This window comes from Actinophytocola sp. (genome assembly GCF_036378875.1).
Classification (GTDB): domain Bacteria; phylum Actinomycetota; class Actinomycetes; order Mycobacteriales; family Pseudonocardiaceae; genus Actinophytocola.
Window position 1 is genome coordinate 1 of sequence record NZ_DASUVO010000107.1, and the last position, 14281, is coordinate 14281.

The window sequence follows — 14281 nt, forward strand, 5'->3', positions numbered from 1 at the left end:
ATGCAGTTCGTCTCCGGTCACGGTGCCCGGTCGCGGCGTGGTGAAGCGATCGGCCAGGCCGCCGACGCGGGTGGAACTGGTGGTCAACGAGCCGATGCCGACCCGTACGGGGTTGACGACGAGGGCGCCGACACTGCCCGCACGCAGGAAGTTGCTCACGTTGGCGGTGACCGTCCCATTGGGACGAAGCACCCGGGTGTGTACCTGTTGGAAGGCGGTGAACGCGATGGGCGCGCCGATCAGCTTGGCCTCACCGGCCATCAACAGCGTCGGGCGCAGGGCGACCTCGCCGGGTGGGGTGGACCAGAGGCCGCCGTACCGGGCGACTTCGTCGGCATCGGTTGGTGTCGCGGCGGCGAAGTCGACCGTCAGGCGTGTGTCGTCCGTCTCGTCGAGGGGGATCGTCGTCGTCACCGTGCCGTCGCCGGCGCCGGCGCCGGCGCCGGCGACGAACGACACCTCGAGACGGTGCCGCACCGAGTCGGGGAGCGTCTGATCGCGCCCGGCGATGGACACGATGTCACCGAGCGGAGCGGCCCCTTTGGACAGTGATACCGCGTGGACCTTCGCCCGCAGCGAACCGGTCAGCTCCCCGACCAAGCGGACGGCATCCGGTGTGCGCAGGACGGGCTCGGGGCCGACCTCGGCGAGCAGAGCGTCGCTGACGTCTTGGGCTCGAGCGTCGAAGGCCTGGGCATCGAAGTTCGTCAACGTCGCGGTCGCCGGGTCGAAGGTGATCGTGTCGGCGAGGGCCGCGGCCCGCGTGGTGGCGTCGACAGCCCGGGCGGCGGGAGGGGTGAACAGGTGCGGCTTCAGCGCCGCGTCGAGGGGCAGGAACGCGCCCCGGCCGGTGAGGTCGGCCTCGACCCACACGTGGGCGAGACGAATCTTGCCGCCACCGATGGTCTCGTGCGGCCATCCGGTCACCACCGCGATCTGTGACGCGGCGGTGTTACTCGCCACGTCACCGGCTGCCGATCGGAACACACCCGCGTCGACGTCGACCAGACCGGTGACGTAGCGCGCTGGGATGTTCCGGGCGGCGAGAAGACTCAGCAGCAGCGACGACGTGTCATGGGCGTCGCAGCGTCGGATCTGGAAGCAGCCGTCCGCACCGAGCACGCTGCCCCAGCCGGGTTCGAAAACGACGTTGGAGCGGACCCAGTTGAAGATCCGCTCCGGAGTGCCCAGCCGGTCCGCGAGCGCCCGCACGGTGCCGGGAACCGTGGTCCGCCCCGCCGCCCCTCCCCGCGCCGCCGAGGCACGGACCGCGGCGGTGACAGCCGCGCGCGGGTCGACCGCCTGACTCCCCGCCGCGACGTTGAGCCCACCGAGGATGTCCCGGCTGTCGTCCGGCACCGCAGCGGCCTCCGCTGGGACGGACAGAAACGTGGCGAACGCGACCGTCAGCGCGCCGACCAGGCGTCGCCCGTGGATTCGTGACTCAGATCGGCATACCCGGCGTGCCACCATCACCAGTCCCTGTCCTCGCTTCTGTCCGTGATGAGCAGACCTTCGCGACGCAGACCGCGCTGTTACGCGGCCATCCTCAGCGTGTTCAGGTGTCGCGTGACGTGGTCCTGCCGGCATCGGTGCGGAGTTCGGCGTGCACCCAGAGCGACAGCGGCCGGTTGGGTCAGGCCTTGTTGATCGTGGCCGTCGCGCTCGTGTATCCGGTTTTGGTGGCGGTGAGGGTGTCGGTGGTCCAGGCACCGTTCTGGGTGGTGAGCGTGAACTGCTGGGTGGACACGGCTGGTCCGCTGGTACTGATGGTGAGGGTGATCGGGCCGGCTCCGCCGTTGGGAACGGGGGTCGGGGCGGTGAAGGACCCGCCTCCCGCGGTCGTGACGGTGACGTTTGTTCCTGCAACGAGGTTGTTGACCGTGTTCCCGTTGTCGTCGGTGACGGCGACGCGTGCGGTGAAGTTCTTGTTGTTGCCGACCGCGTTCGCGGTGCAGGTGAACAGGCACGGAGTGCTGAGGGTGCCCGCGGAGACGGTCACGTTGGTCCAGGCGAGCTTGGTGGCCGCGCCGGGGTTGATCGTGAAGGTGGCGGACGTGCCGTTGATCGTCGAGTCGGTGACCTTCAGGGTGGCCGTTTCCGCTTTGACGGGGGTGATGGACACGGTGGCGGCGCCGCTGGTGAAGCTGACCGGGTTGGTGGGGTAGAGCGGCGTGGAGCCGCTCGGCGAGTTCCCGAGAGTGCCCGTGCCGGTCCAGTTCAGGGTCTTGCCGCCGGTGTAGCTGGTCACCCGGTTCCGGTATGCGTCCAGCGCCGTCAGCGTGACGGTGAAGGCGGTGCCGGCGGTCTGGGCGGCTGGTGTGGGCAGGTCGAGACTGCTCGCGGTGGCGGGGAGCACGGTGAACGCCGTGGTGCTGCCGCTGTTGGTGCCGTCGGAGACGGTGAGCGTGGTGGTCTCGGCGCGATACAGGGTGACCGGTGTGGTGGCGACACCGTTGGTGAAGGTGACCGGGTTCTGGTAGGTGGGAGTGCTCGTGCCGTTGGGGGCGGTGCCGGGGCCGGTCCAGGCCAGGGTCTTGTTGCCGGTGTAGGAGGTGGCGGTGTTGCGGTACGGGTCCTGCGCGGTGAGGGTGAGTGAGAACGTGGTGCCGGCGGTGGGCGTCGCCGGGGTCGGCACCTGGAGTCGGCTGGCGGCGGCCGGAGTCACCGTGGTCGGGAGGCTGCCGGAGGAGGTGCCGTCGGTGACGGTGAGTGTCGTGGACTCGGCCTTGTACAGGGTGACCGGCGCCGTGGCGACACCGTTCGTGAAGGTGACCGACGGGTTGCCGCCGTTGTAGGAGGGTGATGCGCCGTTGGGCGCGGCGCCGGGGCCGCTGAACGTCAGGGTTTTCCCGCCGTTGTAGGTGGCGTCGGTCTGGGCCCCTACGAGCGCGGTGATCGTCAGAGTCGAGCCGACGCCGGCCGTGCGGGTGCCGCCTGCCGTCCAGGACAAGGCGAAGGTGTGGCTCTGGTTCACGACGGCGGCGGTGCTGCGCGCGCTTTCGCTGCCGCGCCACGCCCCGAGGACCGGGGTGACCGTGTAGTACCAGCTGCCGCCGGGCGTGCTGGTTTCGCTGCAGGTGAGGCCGGTGACCGGTGTGGCGGCGCACGTCCCTTGGGACGCGGCGGTGGCCGTGCCGCCCGTCGCGGCGGGATAGCGGCTGACCAGGTAGCCGGTGACACCGCGGCCGGCGGTCGTGGTGGTGGCGGCCCAGCTCAGGGCGACGGTGTCGGCGTTCACGGTCACGGTCGGCTGGCTGCCCGCACCGACAACGTCCGCTTTGGACAGTGCGGGCACGCTGTCGGCCTGAGCGCTCCAGTACGCCCAGGCGACGCCGGTGGCCAGGGCGGTGGCGGTGATCAGGCTGGCGGCGATCACCAGGCCGCGGCGGCTCGTCCTCATGGAGATCACTTCCGCACTGTCACGGTGACGGGCAGGGAAAAGGTCTGGCCCTGGCAGGTGCTCGCCGAGGCGAGGTCCATCGACATCGCGCCGGGCAGGTGCAGCACGGTGGACTGGCCGGCGCCGAGGGAGAACTGCGGGTCGGCAGGCGCCGCGAAACTGACGCCGGTCGGGGTGCAGCCGTTGCCGGCCTGGGGGACCGCGGTGGCGGTGATCGCGACGACCTGCACCGGGTACGGGTTCGGGTTGTGGATCTTGATCACGGCGTCGGCCGAGCCGCCCGGGTAGAGCGTGTCGGTGACCGTCTCGCCCGACACCGCTTCGCCGGAGATCGTCAGGTCGCCGCCGGTCGCGGAGCCGGAGCCGGTCGCGGTGGTGGACCAGACCGCGCTCGCGACGCCCGCGCCCGCGATGGACAACGCGGCGACGGTGAGGAGCACTCGGAGGGCCGGTCGTGGCCGGTGCGAGGTCAGCATGATCAGGCCCCCTGTCCCGAGCCGGAGTAGGCCAGGGTGACGGTCGCGTTCTTGCAGGCGTCCTGGTTGACGGGCAGGTCGAGCATGCCGACCTTCGGCCAGTTCGACGACGGGACGCCGAGTTGGGACAGCGAGGCCGTCTGGTTGGCACCAAGGCGGACCGGGTACGGGCCGCTCAATTGGACGACCGTGAAGTTCGTCGGTGCGCACGCGGCACCCGCGCTGGTCCTGGCGACCGTCACGGTGAGGTTGGTGATGGCCAGGTCCTGGTTGTTCGTGTTGCGCAGCGTGAGGTCCAGCGGGCGAGGCGGGATGCCCGGCGCCAGCGTCCCGGGCAGGTCGCCGGAGACCGTGAACGGTTTCCCGGCCGGCGCGCTGACTGCCAGCTTCGACTGCGCGTAGGCGTACTTCGTCGTCCCACCGACCGTGCCCGAGCCGACCACGTAGAGGGTGAACGTGCCTTCCGGAGTCGACCCGCTGGTGGTCACCTGCAGCGTGGTGGACCCGCCGGTGGTGGACGCGGGGCTGAACGTCGCGGCGGCACCCGCGGGCAGGCCGCCGTAGACGGCGAACGTGACCGCGCCGGGGTAGTTCGTCCGGGTGATCGCCACTGTGTAGACGGCGGTGGAGCCGACTGGCACGGTCACGGACGCCGGTGTCACCGACAGCGCGAACGACTGTGACAGTGCGTAGTTGACGGTGAGGCTGACCGTGATCGTCTGCTTGAGCTTCCCGCTCGTCCCGGTGATCGTGATCGAGTACGACCCCACGGGTGTGGTGGCCGCGGTGGCGACGGTGACTGTGGACGTGCCCGTCGAAGCCGAGGACGACAACGTGACCGCCGACGGGGAGAACCCGGTCGTGGCACCGCTGGGCTGACCGGACGCGGTCAGTGACACGGCACCGGTGAACCCGTTGGTGGCGGCCGCGGTCACCGCGTAGACGGCGGACTGACCCTGCTGCACCGACTGGCTGGTCGGACTGATCCCGAGCGTGAAGTCCGGTTTGGACGCCGCCGCGTACACCGCCGCGGCTCCCACCAGACCGGCGGCCACCACGCCCGACAACACCAACGCCAGCCGTTTCGTTCCGCGCATCTCGTCCTCGATCCCTAGGCGCTGCCACGACCCGCTGGGGGTGGGGCCAGGTGACCCCACCCCAGTGCGGCGGGTCAGTTGGTGGTGAACTTCAGCTGGGGCAGCGCACCCTTGCACGCGTCCTGCGAGGCGCTCGGGTCGTTCGCGAAACCGATCTTGAACGCCGGGAAGGACACCGAGCCGCCGCTCGCCAGCTCGGTCGTCACCGGACGTGTCAGCGTCTGAGTGGCACCGAGCTTGGACAGCGGGCTCGAACCCGTGGTCAGCCCGAAGTCCGCCGCCGAACAACCAGGGTGACCCGCGTCGACCCCGGTGATCTCGACGGTCAACTGGTTGACGTAGGCCGAGTTGGGCGCGTTGTTCGTGATCGAGCCGGTGACGTCGACCGGCGCCACGCTCGGCGCGAGGCCGCTCGGTGCGTTCGTCTGAGAGATGGTCAGGTCGCTGGCGCCGTTGGAGCTGGTCGCGGAGCCGGAGCCCTCTCCGGTGGTCGACCAGTACGCGAATGCGACACCGCCGCCGATCATGGTCAACGCGACCGCGCCGGCGACGACGAACTTGGCCTTCTTGCTGATCTTGCTCATGACAGGTCCCTCCGCAGAGTTCGGATTGACGAAGCCCTCACCCGCCGTGATCGAGCCGAGGTTCCTTCGCCATGGCCCACTGGGGCCAGTGCGGTGCGATCCCCGTCCGAGGACCGCCCTCCCTGCTGCGACACCACCAGGCCGGGCGCTACAGGTCCCGGCTGCTTTGGACTGACCCGCCGACACAGGACTGCCCGGCCACCCGACGCTGTCCACCGAACAGACGACGCCGACGAGCACTCTCCGTAACCACATGGTCTGGACGAGCAACATCACTCGTGCGACACAGCCACAGGACAGCAACTCCCTCGGTAACCGCCTAGTACTCCAACGTCATTTGATCTGCCGACTGGCTTGCTCGGCTAGTTCATGAAGAAGATCATGGCCGCGAGGCTTGCCCCCATTGCCAGGTGCTCCCAACGGAGCAGGTCCGTGATCGGTCGATTGCGCAGCCGGACGAGTGCGGTCGCCATCCAACAGAGGTAAGCCGCCGTGGCGGCGCGTAGCAACACGAGCGCCGCGTCATGGCCGGTGACGGTGCCGTGGTCCGTCCGGGGCCCGGCGGTCATGTGGTGGGTAGCCATCGACTCGCCGTGTTGATGCATCAGCACGGCGAGCGCCATGAGCACGGCCCCGGCCATACGGTGCCACTCCAGCTCCGGGCCGCGCTCGGTCGGACCGCCGACGACGATTGCCACCGCCACGGCCAGGAGCAGCAGCGTGCCCGCGTGCTGCACAACCGGTGCGGCGTCGAGGGTCACCGCGACCATGACAGCCACCGTCGCACCCGCAAGCATTCGGGCTCTGCGGGAAGCGCCCGCCCGCGGCACGACGCAGCAGCAGGCTGACACCGCGGCCGACCCGAGTATGATCACCTCGATCATCAGGACGTCATCGCGGTGCGACGCCGGGGCATGACCATTGCGCGGTGGGGCGGCCGTTGAGACGCCACGGGTGCCCGGTGACCCGCGGCCAGCCTTCAGGCGAGTTTTCCCAGTTCTCCTGCCGGCCGTACACCGTGAGGTCCAGGGCGTGGTAGGTGGTCATCAACGCCTCCACGCCCCGCCCGGTGGTCCAGTAGGTCTCGTAGACCTTGTCGCCGTCGCGCAGGTAGCACGCGATGAACCCGAAGTCACGACCGTCGGCCAGAGCCGGGTCGGAGTCTTTCGCCGAATACCAGGGGAACCTATAGCCCATGAACTCCGCGAACGGGGCACTTTCGTCGTAGGGACCCTCGCAGAACCCGGCGTAGGTGACGTCCCGAGCGTGCAGGTAGTCCAGCATCTGCATGTGACAGGTCGAGAAGGTGCACCCCTCACACTGATGCTCGTACGGTTTGCCGTCGTGCCACATGTGGAAGTAGGCGATGAGCATTCGGCGGCCCTCGAACACCTCCACCAGCGGGGTGTCCCCGCCAGGGCCCCGCACCGTCACCGTCGGCATCAAGGTCATCGGCAGCTGACGACGAGCGGCTGCGATCGCGTCTCCTTCGCGGGTATGGGCCTTCTCCCGGACCAGCAGTTCGTCGCGCTCGCGCAGCCAGGTCTCCCGGTCGACGACCGGGGGCGCGGCGGCGCTGGACGCGGGGGTTGCCGTCATGGCTATCTCCTTCGTGGAGTGGGGATCGGTCACAGGTACAGACGACCGGGTCGGCGATCGTCATCGGTGACCGATGACGGATGGGTCCGCGGTCGTCAGTACGGTTGTGAGGACCACTCAGCCCCGGGGAAATCACATGTCCGACTCGCCTGACGAGCAGGCGGTCTGGCTGCAGCGCGCCTTCGACGAGCACCGGCGTGAGCTACACGTCCACTGCTACCGTCTCGCCGGGAACGTCACCGACGCGGACGACCTGGTGCAGGAGACCTTCCTGCGTGCCTGGCGGGCTCGCGACCGCTTCGAGGGTCGGGCGTCGGCGCGCACCTGGTTCTACCGGATCGCCACGAACGTCTTCCTCGACAGCCGCAAGGCGGCCGGTCACCGGACGGTACCGTACGGTGATCCGCTGGAGTGGTCCACCGAGCTCGGTCCCTATCCCGACGCCCTGCTGGCCGACGATCCGCAGACCGGTCTCGCCGCCCGGGAGACCGTCGAGCTGGCCGTGATCGCAGCGCTCATGTACCTGCCGCCGCGGCAGCGGGCGGCCTTCGTGCTGCGCGATGTCTACGGCTGGACGCCGCAGGAGATCGCCGCCGCGCTCGACACCGCCGTAGCGGCCGTCAACAGCCTCCTCCAGCGGGCCCGCCACACCCTCCGGCGGCGCGCTCCGTCGGACCCGAAAGACTGGCGCCGCCCGCAGCTCACCAGTGAGGACGAAGAGATCCTGCGCCGCTACGCCAACGCGAAGGACCCGGAGACGATCCGGGCACTGCTCGCCGAGGACGTACGGATCACGATGCCACCCGAGCCGCCGGTCGTCGGGATCGACGCGGCCGCGGAGTTCCTCGGCCGACCGCTCAACTGGCGTACGTTCCCCACCTCGGCCAACGGGCGCCCGGCACTGATCAACTATCTCCGCCGGCCCGGCAGCCCGCACTACGAGGCGTTGGTCGTCGACGTACTCCGGATCGAGAACGGGAAGATCGTAGAGAGCAACGCCTTCATCGGTGCCCGTCACGTCGCCGCCTTCAGCATGCCCGCCACGCTCGAGCCCTAGACGAGTAAGTCCCAAGCTAAGTGGCCGAGTCTGCGCTGGTAGTGGGATCGTCGGGCTCGGGCTTGGGATGTTCGTCGCCAGGTTGACCAGTGCAGGGTGTGCTCTGGCGGTAGCGCCACGGCCAGGACGAAGGCGTTGAGGAGTCGGCGGATCTCGGCGACGGTCAGCGCGATCATCTCCGGGTCGGCGTCAGGCTGCTGGGCGGTGGTGGCGGCGAGGATTGTCAGGACGGCCAGGGCGAGCATGGCCAGGGTGATGAACCGGTGCCAGCCGGTCCAGCCGCGGACCTGGTAGTGGTCCAGGCCGATCTGGCCTTTGCCGGTCTGGAACAGCTCTTCGATGCTCCAGCGGGAGCCGGCCACGGTCACGAGGGTGTGTAGCGGCACCGGACGAGGTGACCAGCACAGGTAGAAGGCCAGTTCGCCGGTGGTGCGGTTGCGGCGGATGAGCAGCCACCGATGCTCACCGGGTCGAGTAGCGGTGGTGATCCAGGCCCACAGATACTCGCGGGGACCTTTCGCGCCCGGTCCGCAACTGTGCAGTTGCCACTCGCGGGTGGGGATCCGCTCGGCGACCTCGTCGGTGCGTACGAGGGTGCGGCCGTCGTTGATGTGTACGCGTCGGTCGCAGCCGACCGCGAGAACGTAGCCGATCCTGCGCTGTTCAAGGTCGGCGCGTAGGCCGGGGTCGGCGCCGTAGACCTCGTCGGCGGTGACCCAGGAGGCCGGGACACCAGCGTCGAGGGCGGCGGCGATCATCTGCCGGGCCAGGCCCGGTTTCGTGGCGAACCCGATGTCGTCTGGAACACCCGCGGCGGCGAGGCGGTCGGGCTGGTCGCACCAGGTCGTCTCGGGTAGGTAGAGCCTGCGGTCGATCAGCGCGCGCCCCGCAGGTGTCACGTAGGCCAGGAACACCCCGACCTGGCTGTTCTCGACCCGACCGGCGGTGCCGGTGTACTGCCGCTGCACCCCGACTGAGCACACGCCCTTCTTCAGGAAGCCGGTCTCGTCGGTGACCAGGACCGCGTCAGGATGGCCGAGTTGCTCGACCAGCCAGTCACGCACATCGTCGCGGACGGCTTCGGCGTCCCACACCGCCGTGCGCAGCAGCCGCTGCATCGCCTGCGGATCGGCGTGACCAGCTCGCTCGGCCAACGACCAGCAGGTCTTGCGATCCGCCTCCGACAGCAGTCCTTCCACGATCTGCCCCGCGGTCCGTCGTGGCTCCGCCCGCACGAACCGGCCAGCAACACGCGTCACCGCCTCGTCGAGGATGAACCGCCACCGGTCAAGGTCTAGGCTGTGGCCCACGGCCGTCGCGCGATCTTCGGTTGTCCTCACAAACCATCGATGATCAACGTGGTGGCCGTCTTCATGCCCACGCCACGCCCAACGCCGAAGCCAAGTGACGTTGGAGTACTAGGACTGGGAGCAAATGAGGTGTTCAGCGCTCGGGAATGACGGCCCGTCAGCCCTCGTTGACGCCAGTCGGACAGGAGGTGGGCCAGCCGGCAGCAGGTAACCACCACTCCATCCGAGGGGGACTCACAGGTACAAGACCTTGGGGCTGCGGCGGATGCCCCGCCTTCCCACTACTCCCTCGTGACGCCAGCCGGTGGACACAACCAGCGCGCTGTCCTGGACGCGTCTTCGACTCCGTCGTGGCGGGCGACTCGCTGGTGTTCGTCTATCTCAAGCGTCCCCGTTGCAGGAGCAGCGCACTGATCGGCTCCTGGTGGGTGCGGCCCGGGTCACGGGGGTGACGTTGCCACCGATGTGGAACCGGACCGGGAAACCGCCAAAGCGGCGCCGACGCCCACGCATGGCTCACCCTCGCCACGCAAGTCCTCGGCATCGCGATGAACAGAGACAACGAAACCTCCACACGGGACGGAGCCCCTGCCACCACCGTCCGACGCATCCTCAAAAAGCACCCGCACCGTCGCTAACGCCAACTCAATTACCGGTGCCCTCACACACGTCGGCCTCCAACTGCGAAACCGACAGCGCGCCAGCCGGCATCGTGCCCCAGTTCCGCACGGCTTCTCACCTTCCACCCGAGAGGAGGGAAGCTCACCTAGACGAGTAAACCTCGACCTCCTCAGAAAGGGCGCCCGACCTGCGGCCATGATCGGCGGCGAGGTGACGAGCGAGCCCTCGCATAGCCTCAGCTGAGGCACGGTACGCGCCATGTGGGGGACTATCAGAATCTCTCCTCCGCGGAGCGGGTCGCAAGGAACAAGCCACCCGTCACTCCGCCTAAGCCTCAGGCAAGGAAAGCGTCACGATGGCGAAATACTCAGCGCGCGACGCCACGAAGGCCCCGCAGGCATGGCGCCTTCGGGCATGGGACGACGCCGAAATTCAGCAACGCTTCCTCGTTCGGGTGACTGAGTCCATCGACCCCCTATTGCTTCCTGCAGAAGGAGCATAGGGAGTAGAGTGGCCGCCTCTTGGCTTGACCGGATTGCACTGGGAGGGGTCTCAAGACCTCTGTCAGCAGTCAAGGTTCTGCTTGCTGAGGCGGTCGCCGAGGTAGGCCGCGCTGCCGGGGGTGACGACGTGTCTCTGAGCTTTACTCGGTCTCGTCGAGGGTGTTTCGCTTGTCTGTCGTGTCAGCTGGTGTATCGCTGACAACAGTCAGCCGCTTGCGTTGTTCCTCCCGGACGAGTTCGTGAAAAGGTCGCCGTTCCACGCCTCTGTAGGCTGCGTCCATTGCGCGGGCGGCAGCGGCCATATCTGCGTCGGTCACGACGTGATCCACGTGATATGCCCACACGGCGCCATGGGCATTGATACCTGTCCGGACCCGTAACCCAGCCGAACGACATGCCTGCCGCACTGTCCGACGCCACTCATCAACATCATCGAGCGTGGAAGCAGCGACCACGACAGATCCATCGCGTCGCAGCGCTTCCAGCACAGAGTCGACCCAATGCCTGCTCACAGCCCGTATGCTGCCATCTCACCGAGACTGTTCGGCCACGACGCGCGAACACACAGGCAGGCGTACCCCGACGAGGCACTTGGCCCCCCTCTTCGGCGGCGAAGGTTGACCACGGCACTCCTCCAATGGACGTCTTGGATGTTGGGTTGGCCGGGTGTTACTCGTGCTTGCCGAACTGGCGGTGTGCCCAGGTGGTTCTGCCACAGGTCACGGCGTGCAGCACCACGGTGACGACCGCGAGCACACTCACCACGAACCAACGGCCCTGGAGTTCGTGATAGCTGCTGACCGGCAGCCACAGGCCGGGGGCAAGGTTGGTCGCGAGACCACAGCCGAACCACGCGACCAGCGCCACGGTGCCGGCGGCCAGTGGGGTGAGCAGGGGTGCGATCAGCTGCACGATGGCGGCCATCAGGAGCGCGTTGGCCAGCACCCAGGCCCACGGTGTGTTCGGCGGCAGCGTGGGCACGACCGCCGGGACGCACAGCGCGGGCAGTCCGATCCCAGCCGCCGCGGTGACGGCTGCCAGGGTGCAAGGTCGGTAGCCGCTGGGTCGGCGGGCGGCGAGGCGATCCCATTCCCAGAACCGGGGCCGCATCTGGATAGCCAGCAGGGTGGCCGTCAGGATCGAACACAGCTCGACCACGGCCATCTTGGTAGGTGGGTACTGGGCGGACAGGTCGAGCTCGATGGACCGGCGGCCGGTGAACGCGGCGAGCGCGCACATGGCGACGGTGGTGACCAGGACCGTGTGTCCGGAGCGACTGTGCAGGATCGCGCGCATGATGAAGATCACGGCTGGGGCAGGTCCTCGGTCGTCAGGGTGCAGGTGTGCAGTGCCCGCTGGTGCCGGTCGAGCCACTGCTGGACCTGCGGCACAGTCATGCCGGCGAAGGTCCCGGAGGGGGGATCGCCTTCCAGGAACGTCAGGATATCGCCCGGCACCGCCGCCAGCGTCTCCGTTTGAGCCTCCGCCGGTGTCCCACCAGCACCGTCTCCACCGTCGTCGGAGGCAGTGCCCGCAGCGGTGTCTGGTGCGGCGGGGTCGAGGGAGCAGCTGTAGAGGCCGGACAGGACGATGGCGATGTCGGTCTGGATCGTGCCATCCGGGCGCAGCCAGGCGAGTTGCAGCCCGCGCGCCAAGTCTCGGTCGATGGGTCCCCAGGCCAGTGACTGGTCCCAGACCTGGGTGAGCAGGTCGGGTGTGGCGCCGTAACGGGCGATAACCGGGTCCACAGTGTCGACCAACGCGGCCAGCCGCAGCTGCTGGTCGGCGTGGACGCAGTAGCGGATCTCTCGCTGCACCGTGCACGCCGCGTCCGGGTGCACGTCCACCTCGAACAACGCCGGCTTGTTGACGAGGGACACCGTGATCAACACTGCTGGTGTGGCGGCATGGATCACGACATCAACGACCCGTTGCCACACCGGCGAGCCGCCGAACGCCAGCCGCTGGAGACGCCGTGTCGCCAGCCCGGTCGCCATCACCGCCACCGCGACGAACACCGCGATCCGGAACACCAGCAACGCAGGTGATTCCCGCTGGCCGAGTTCCGGCTCCAGATGGAGAGCCGGGGCGACCGCCGCGTAGCTGTCCCCGCCGGCGTGTCCCACGACCAGCAGCGCGTAGAAGCCGGCCGCGGTGATCGGCACCATCACCAGCAACGGCACCACCGTGCCCAACGCATACCCCAGCGCGACGGCCGCGACCATCGCCAGCACACCGGACAGCATCGCCAGCGGATCCGGACTCCCCAACCCGCCCGCCACCATAGTGGCCACCACCAGCGGTGTGAGCGCCACCAGATACGCCCCGACGAACCAGGACACCAGCAACCGTAGGTGTCGATGTACGGCAGGGGCACCCAGGCGGGGCGCGTGGGGCTGGATCCAGATCCGGTCCGGAGCATGCAACTGGGTGGCGTACCAGCACGCCGACGTTCCGGCGATCAGACCGGCCCAGGTGAACTGCTGGTGGAACTGGGCCGAGGTCTGCACCCACAGCGGGTACGGCCACCCCCACATCGGCGCAGTCATCACCACCACGACCACCACGATTAAAGCCGCGGGCACCACCACCGTGGCAGGCGTTAACGGCCAACACCACCCACGCACATGCGCCAGCACGGCCGCCAGCAGCTGTCGCGGCCTGCGCGTCGTCTCCTGCGCCGGCCGCTGCGCTCGTTCTTGTGTCGCGGTCATTCGGCGCCCCCCATGGTCTTCAGCAGCCGCTGGTAGCCCCGCTCGATCGGCGAGCGTCGCGCCTCACCGCGACGACCGGCCTCCCCCACATCACCACCGACATCACCACCGATATCGATGGATTCGAGTTCGTCGACGGTGCCGTCGAACACCAGCCGGCCCTCCGACAGGACGCCCACCCGCCCACACAGCTGGGAGACTTCGTCGAGCAGGTGCGTGGACACCACGACCGTCCGAGCGCGCCCGATCTCGACGATCATGTCCCGCACCCGCAGCCGCTGCTCGGGATCCAGTCCCACGGTCGGCTCGTCCAACACCAACACGTCCGGATCATGCACTAGGCCGGCGGCAATCCCGACGCGCTGGCGCTGCCCACCCGACAAGGTCTTCACCTTCACCCGTGCCTTGTCGGCCAGGTCCACCGCGGCCAGCGCCCGCACCGCCGCCGGCTCGCACTCACCGCGGGGCATCCCGTTCACCCACGCCGTGTAGGCGACCGCGTCCACCACCCGCATCCCGCCCGCGAGCGAGAACCGCTGCGGCACAAACCCAAACCGCGCCTCACCACGCCCCGCCGAGGCGTGCCGACCAGCCCTCGTTCGGGGACGTTCGTCGGTTTCCGCCGCGACCGTGTCGTCTGCCCGCGCGATGAACGGGACAACAGCGCCCGTGGTCGGCCGCACCAGGCCGATGAGAACCGACAACAGCGTCGTCGTGCCCGACCCGTTCGGCCCGAGCAAACCGGTCACCCCTCGACGGACCGTCCAATCGATGTCGTGCAACACCCGCTTGCGCCCGTAGGAGAAACAGACGCCCTTCACCGTGATCGCCATACCCCGCCTCCCGACAAGACAGTCCAGACACGTTCCCGTTGGCACGGTGCCGGCCCCGCCACAACACCACCCCAAGGCGGGGCC

At 68.7% G+C, this 14281-nt stretch carries 13 protein-coding genes; 1 reads left to right on the plus strand and 12 read right to left on the minus strand.

Features of this window, described 5'->3' with window-relative positions:
- The 7 genes from VF106_RS32255 to VF106_RS32285 all read right to left on the minus strand — a co-directional run.
- Positions 1 to 1359, minus strand: a 1359-nt coding sequence (locus VF106_RS32255) for a transglutaminase domain-containing protein (RefSeq protein WP_330843676.1), incomplete at its 3' end; no start/stop codon positions are given.
- Between the two features lie 277 nt (positions 1360 to 1636).
- Complete coding sequence (locus VF106_RS32260; protein WP_330843677.1) at positions 1637 to 3403, minus strand: hypothetical protein; 1767 nt, start codon at positions 3401 to 3403, stop codon at positions 1637 to 1639.
- Between the two features lie 5 nt (positions 3404 to 3408).
- Positions 3409 to 3879 carry a hypothetical protein gene (locus tag VF106_RS32265; protein WP_330843678.1) on the minus strand — a complete coding sequence of 157 codons (471 nt, stop codon included), beginning with the start codon at positions 3877 to 3879 and terminating at the stop codon, positions 3409 to 3411.
- Positions 3880 to 3881: 2 nt separating this feature from the next.
- A complete protein-coding gene (locus VF106_RS32270) occupies positions 3882 to 4976 on the minus strand; it encodes a COG1470 family protein (protein ID WP_330843679.1) in 1095 nt (364 codons plus the stop codon).
- A gap of 74 nt (positions 4977 to 5050) precedes the next feature.
- Positions 5051 to 5560: a hypothetical protein gene (locus VF106_RS32275; protein ID WP_330843680.1), complete on the minus strand. Its 510-nt coding sequence runs from the start codon at positions 5558 to 5560 to the stop codon at positions 5051 to 5053.
- A gap of 362 nt (positions 5561 to 5922) precedes the next feature.
- On the minus strand, positions 5923 to 6330 hold the full coding sequence (locus tag VF106_RS32280; RefSeq protein WP_330843681.1) for a hypothetical protein: 408 nt from the start codon (positions 6328 to 6330) through the stop codon (positions 5923 to 5925).
- 121 nt (positions 6331 to 6451) lie between these two features.
- Positions 6452 to 7159 (minus strand): DUF899 family protein, encoded by a 708-nt coding sequence (locus tag VF106_RS32285; RefSeq protein WP_330843682.1) that lies wholly within the window; start codon positions 7157 to 7159, stop codon positions 6452 to 6454.
- A gap of 136 nt (positions 7160 to 7295) precedes the next feature.
- On the opposite strand from VF106_RS32285, the gene VF106_RS32290 reads away from it, so the two are divergent.
- Complete coding sequence (locus VF106_RS32290; RefSeq protein ID WP_330843683.1) at positions 7296 to 8216, plus strand: RNA polymerase subunit sigma-70; 921 nt, start codon at positions 7296 to 7298, stop codon at positions 8214 to 8216.
- On the opposite strand, the gene VF106_RS32295 is transcribed toward VF106_RS32290, so the two are convergent.
- From VF106_RS32295 to VF106_RS32315, 5 genes are all read right to left on the minus strand, one after another.
- Positions 8213 to 9490, minus strand: a complete 1278-nt coding sequence (locus VF106_RS32295; RefSeq protein WP_524535863.1) for an IS701 family transposase — start codon at positions 9488 to 9490, stop codon at positions 8213 to 8215. The two genes, VF106_RS32290 and VF106_RS32295, sit on opposite strands and share 4 nt — an antisense overlap.
- A gap of 1300 nt (positions 9491 to 10790) precedes the next feature.
- The gene (locus VF106_RS32300) at positions 10791 to 10967 is read right to left on the minus strand and encodes a hypothetical protein (protein WP_330843685.1); all 177 of its coding nucleotides are present in this window, start codon (positions 10965 to 10967) and stop codon (positions 10791 to 10793) included.
- A 352-nt stretch (positions 10968 to 11319) separates the two neighbouring features.
- Entirely contained in the window at positions 11320 to 11958 is a 639-nt protein-coding gene (locus VF106_RS32305) for a hypothetical protein (RefSeq protein WP_330843686.1), read from the minus strand.
- A complete protein-coding gene (locus VF106_RS32310) occupies positions 11955 to 13364 on the minus strand; it encodes an ABC transporter permease (protein WP_330843687.1) in 1410 nt (469 codons plus the stop codon). The genes VF106_RS32305 and VF106_RS32310 overlap by 4 nt, the downstream gene beginning before the upstream one ends.
- Positions 13361 to 14197, minus strand: coding sequence for an ABC transporter ATP-binding protein (locus VF106_RS32315; protein ID WP_330843688.1), 837 nt, complete (start codon positions 14195 to 14197; stop codon positions 13361 to 13363). The genes VF106_RS32310 and VF106_RS32315 overlap by 4 nt, the downstream gene beginning before the upstream one ends.
- Positions 14198 to 14281 lie beyond the last annotated feature (84 nt).

Bases quoted from the DNA above. Each gene is read 5' to 3' on its own strand.
- VF106_RS32260 (WP_330843677.1), bottom strand. From the start codon at position 3,403: ATGAGGACGAGCCGCCGCGGCCTGGTGATCGCCGCCAGCCTGATCACC.
- VF106_RS32265 (WP_330843678.1), bottom strand. From the start codon at position 3,879: ATGCTGACCTCGCACCGGCCACGACCGGCCCTCCGAGTGCTCCTCACC.
- VF106_RS32270 (WP_330843679.1), bottom strand. From the start codon at position 4,976: ATGCGCGGAACGAAACGGCTGGCGTTGGTGTTGTCGGGCGTGGTGGCC.
- VF106_RS32275 (WP_330843680.1), bottom strand. From the start codon at position 5,560: ATGAGCAAGATCAGCAAGAAGGCCAAGTTCGTCGTCGCCGGCGCGGTC.
- VF106_RS32280 (WP_330843681.1), bottom strand. From the start codon at position 6,330: ATGGTCGCGGTGACCCTCGACGCCGCACCGGTTGTGCAGCACGCGGGC.
- VF106_RS32285 (WP_330843682.1), bottom strand. From the start codon at position 7,159: ATGACGGCAACCCCCGCGTCCAGCGCCGCCGCGCCCCCGGTCGTCGAC.
- VF106_RS32290 (WP_330843683.1), top strand. From the start codon at position 7,296: ATGTCCGACTCGCCTGACGAGCAGGCGGTCTGGCTGCAGCGCGCCTTC.
- VF106_RS32310 (WP_330843687.1), bottom strand. From the start codon at position 13,364: ATGACCGCGACACAAGAACGAGCGCAGCGGCCGGCGCAGGAGACGACG.
- VF106_RS32315 (WP_330843688.1), bottom strand. From the start codon at position 14,197: ATGGCGATCACGGTGAAGGGCGTCTGTTTCTCCTACGGGCGCAAGCGG.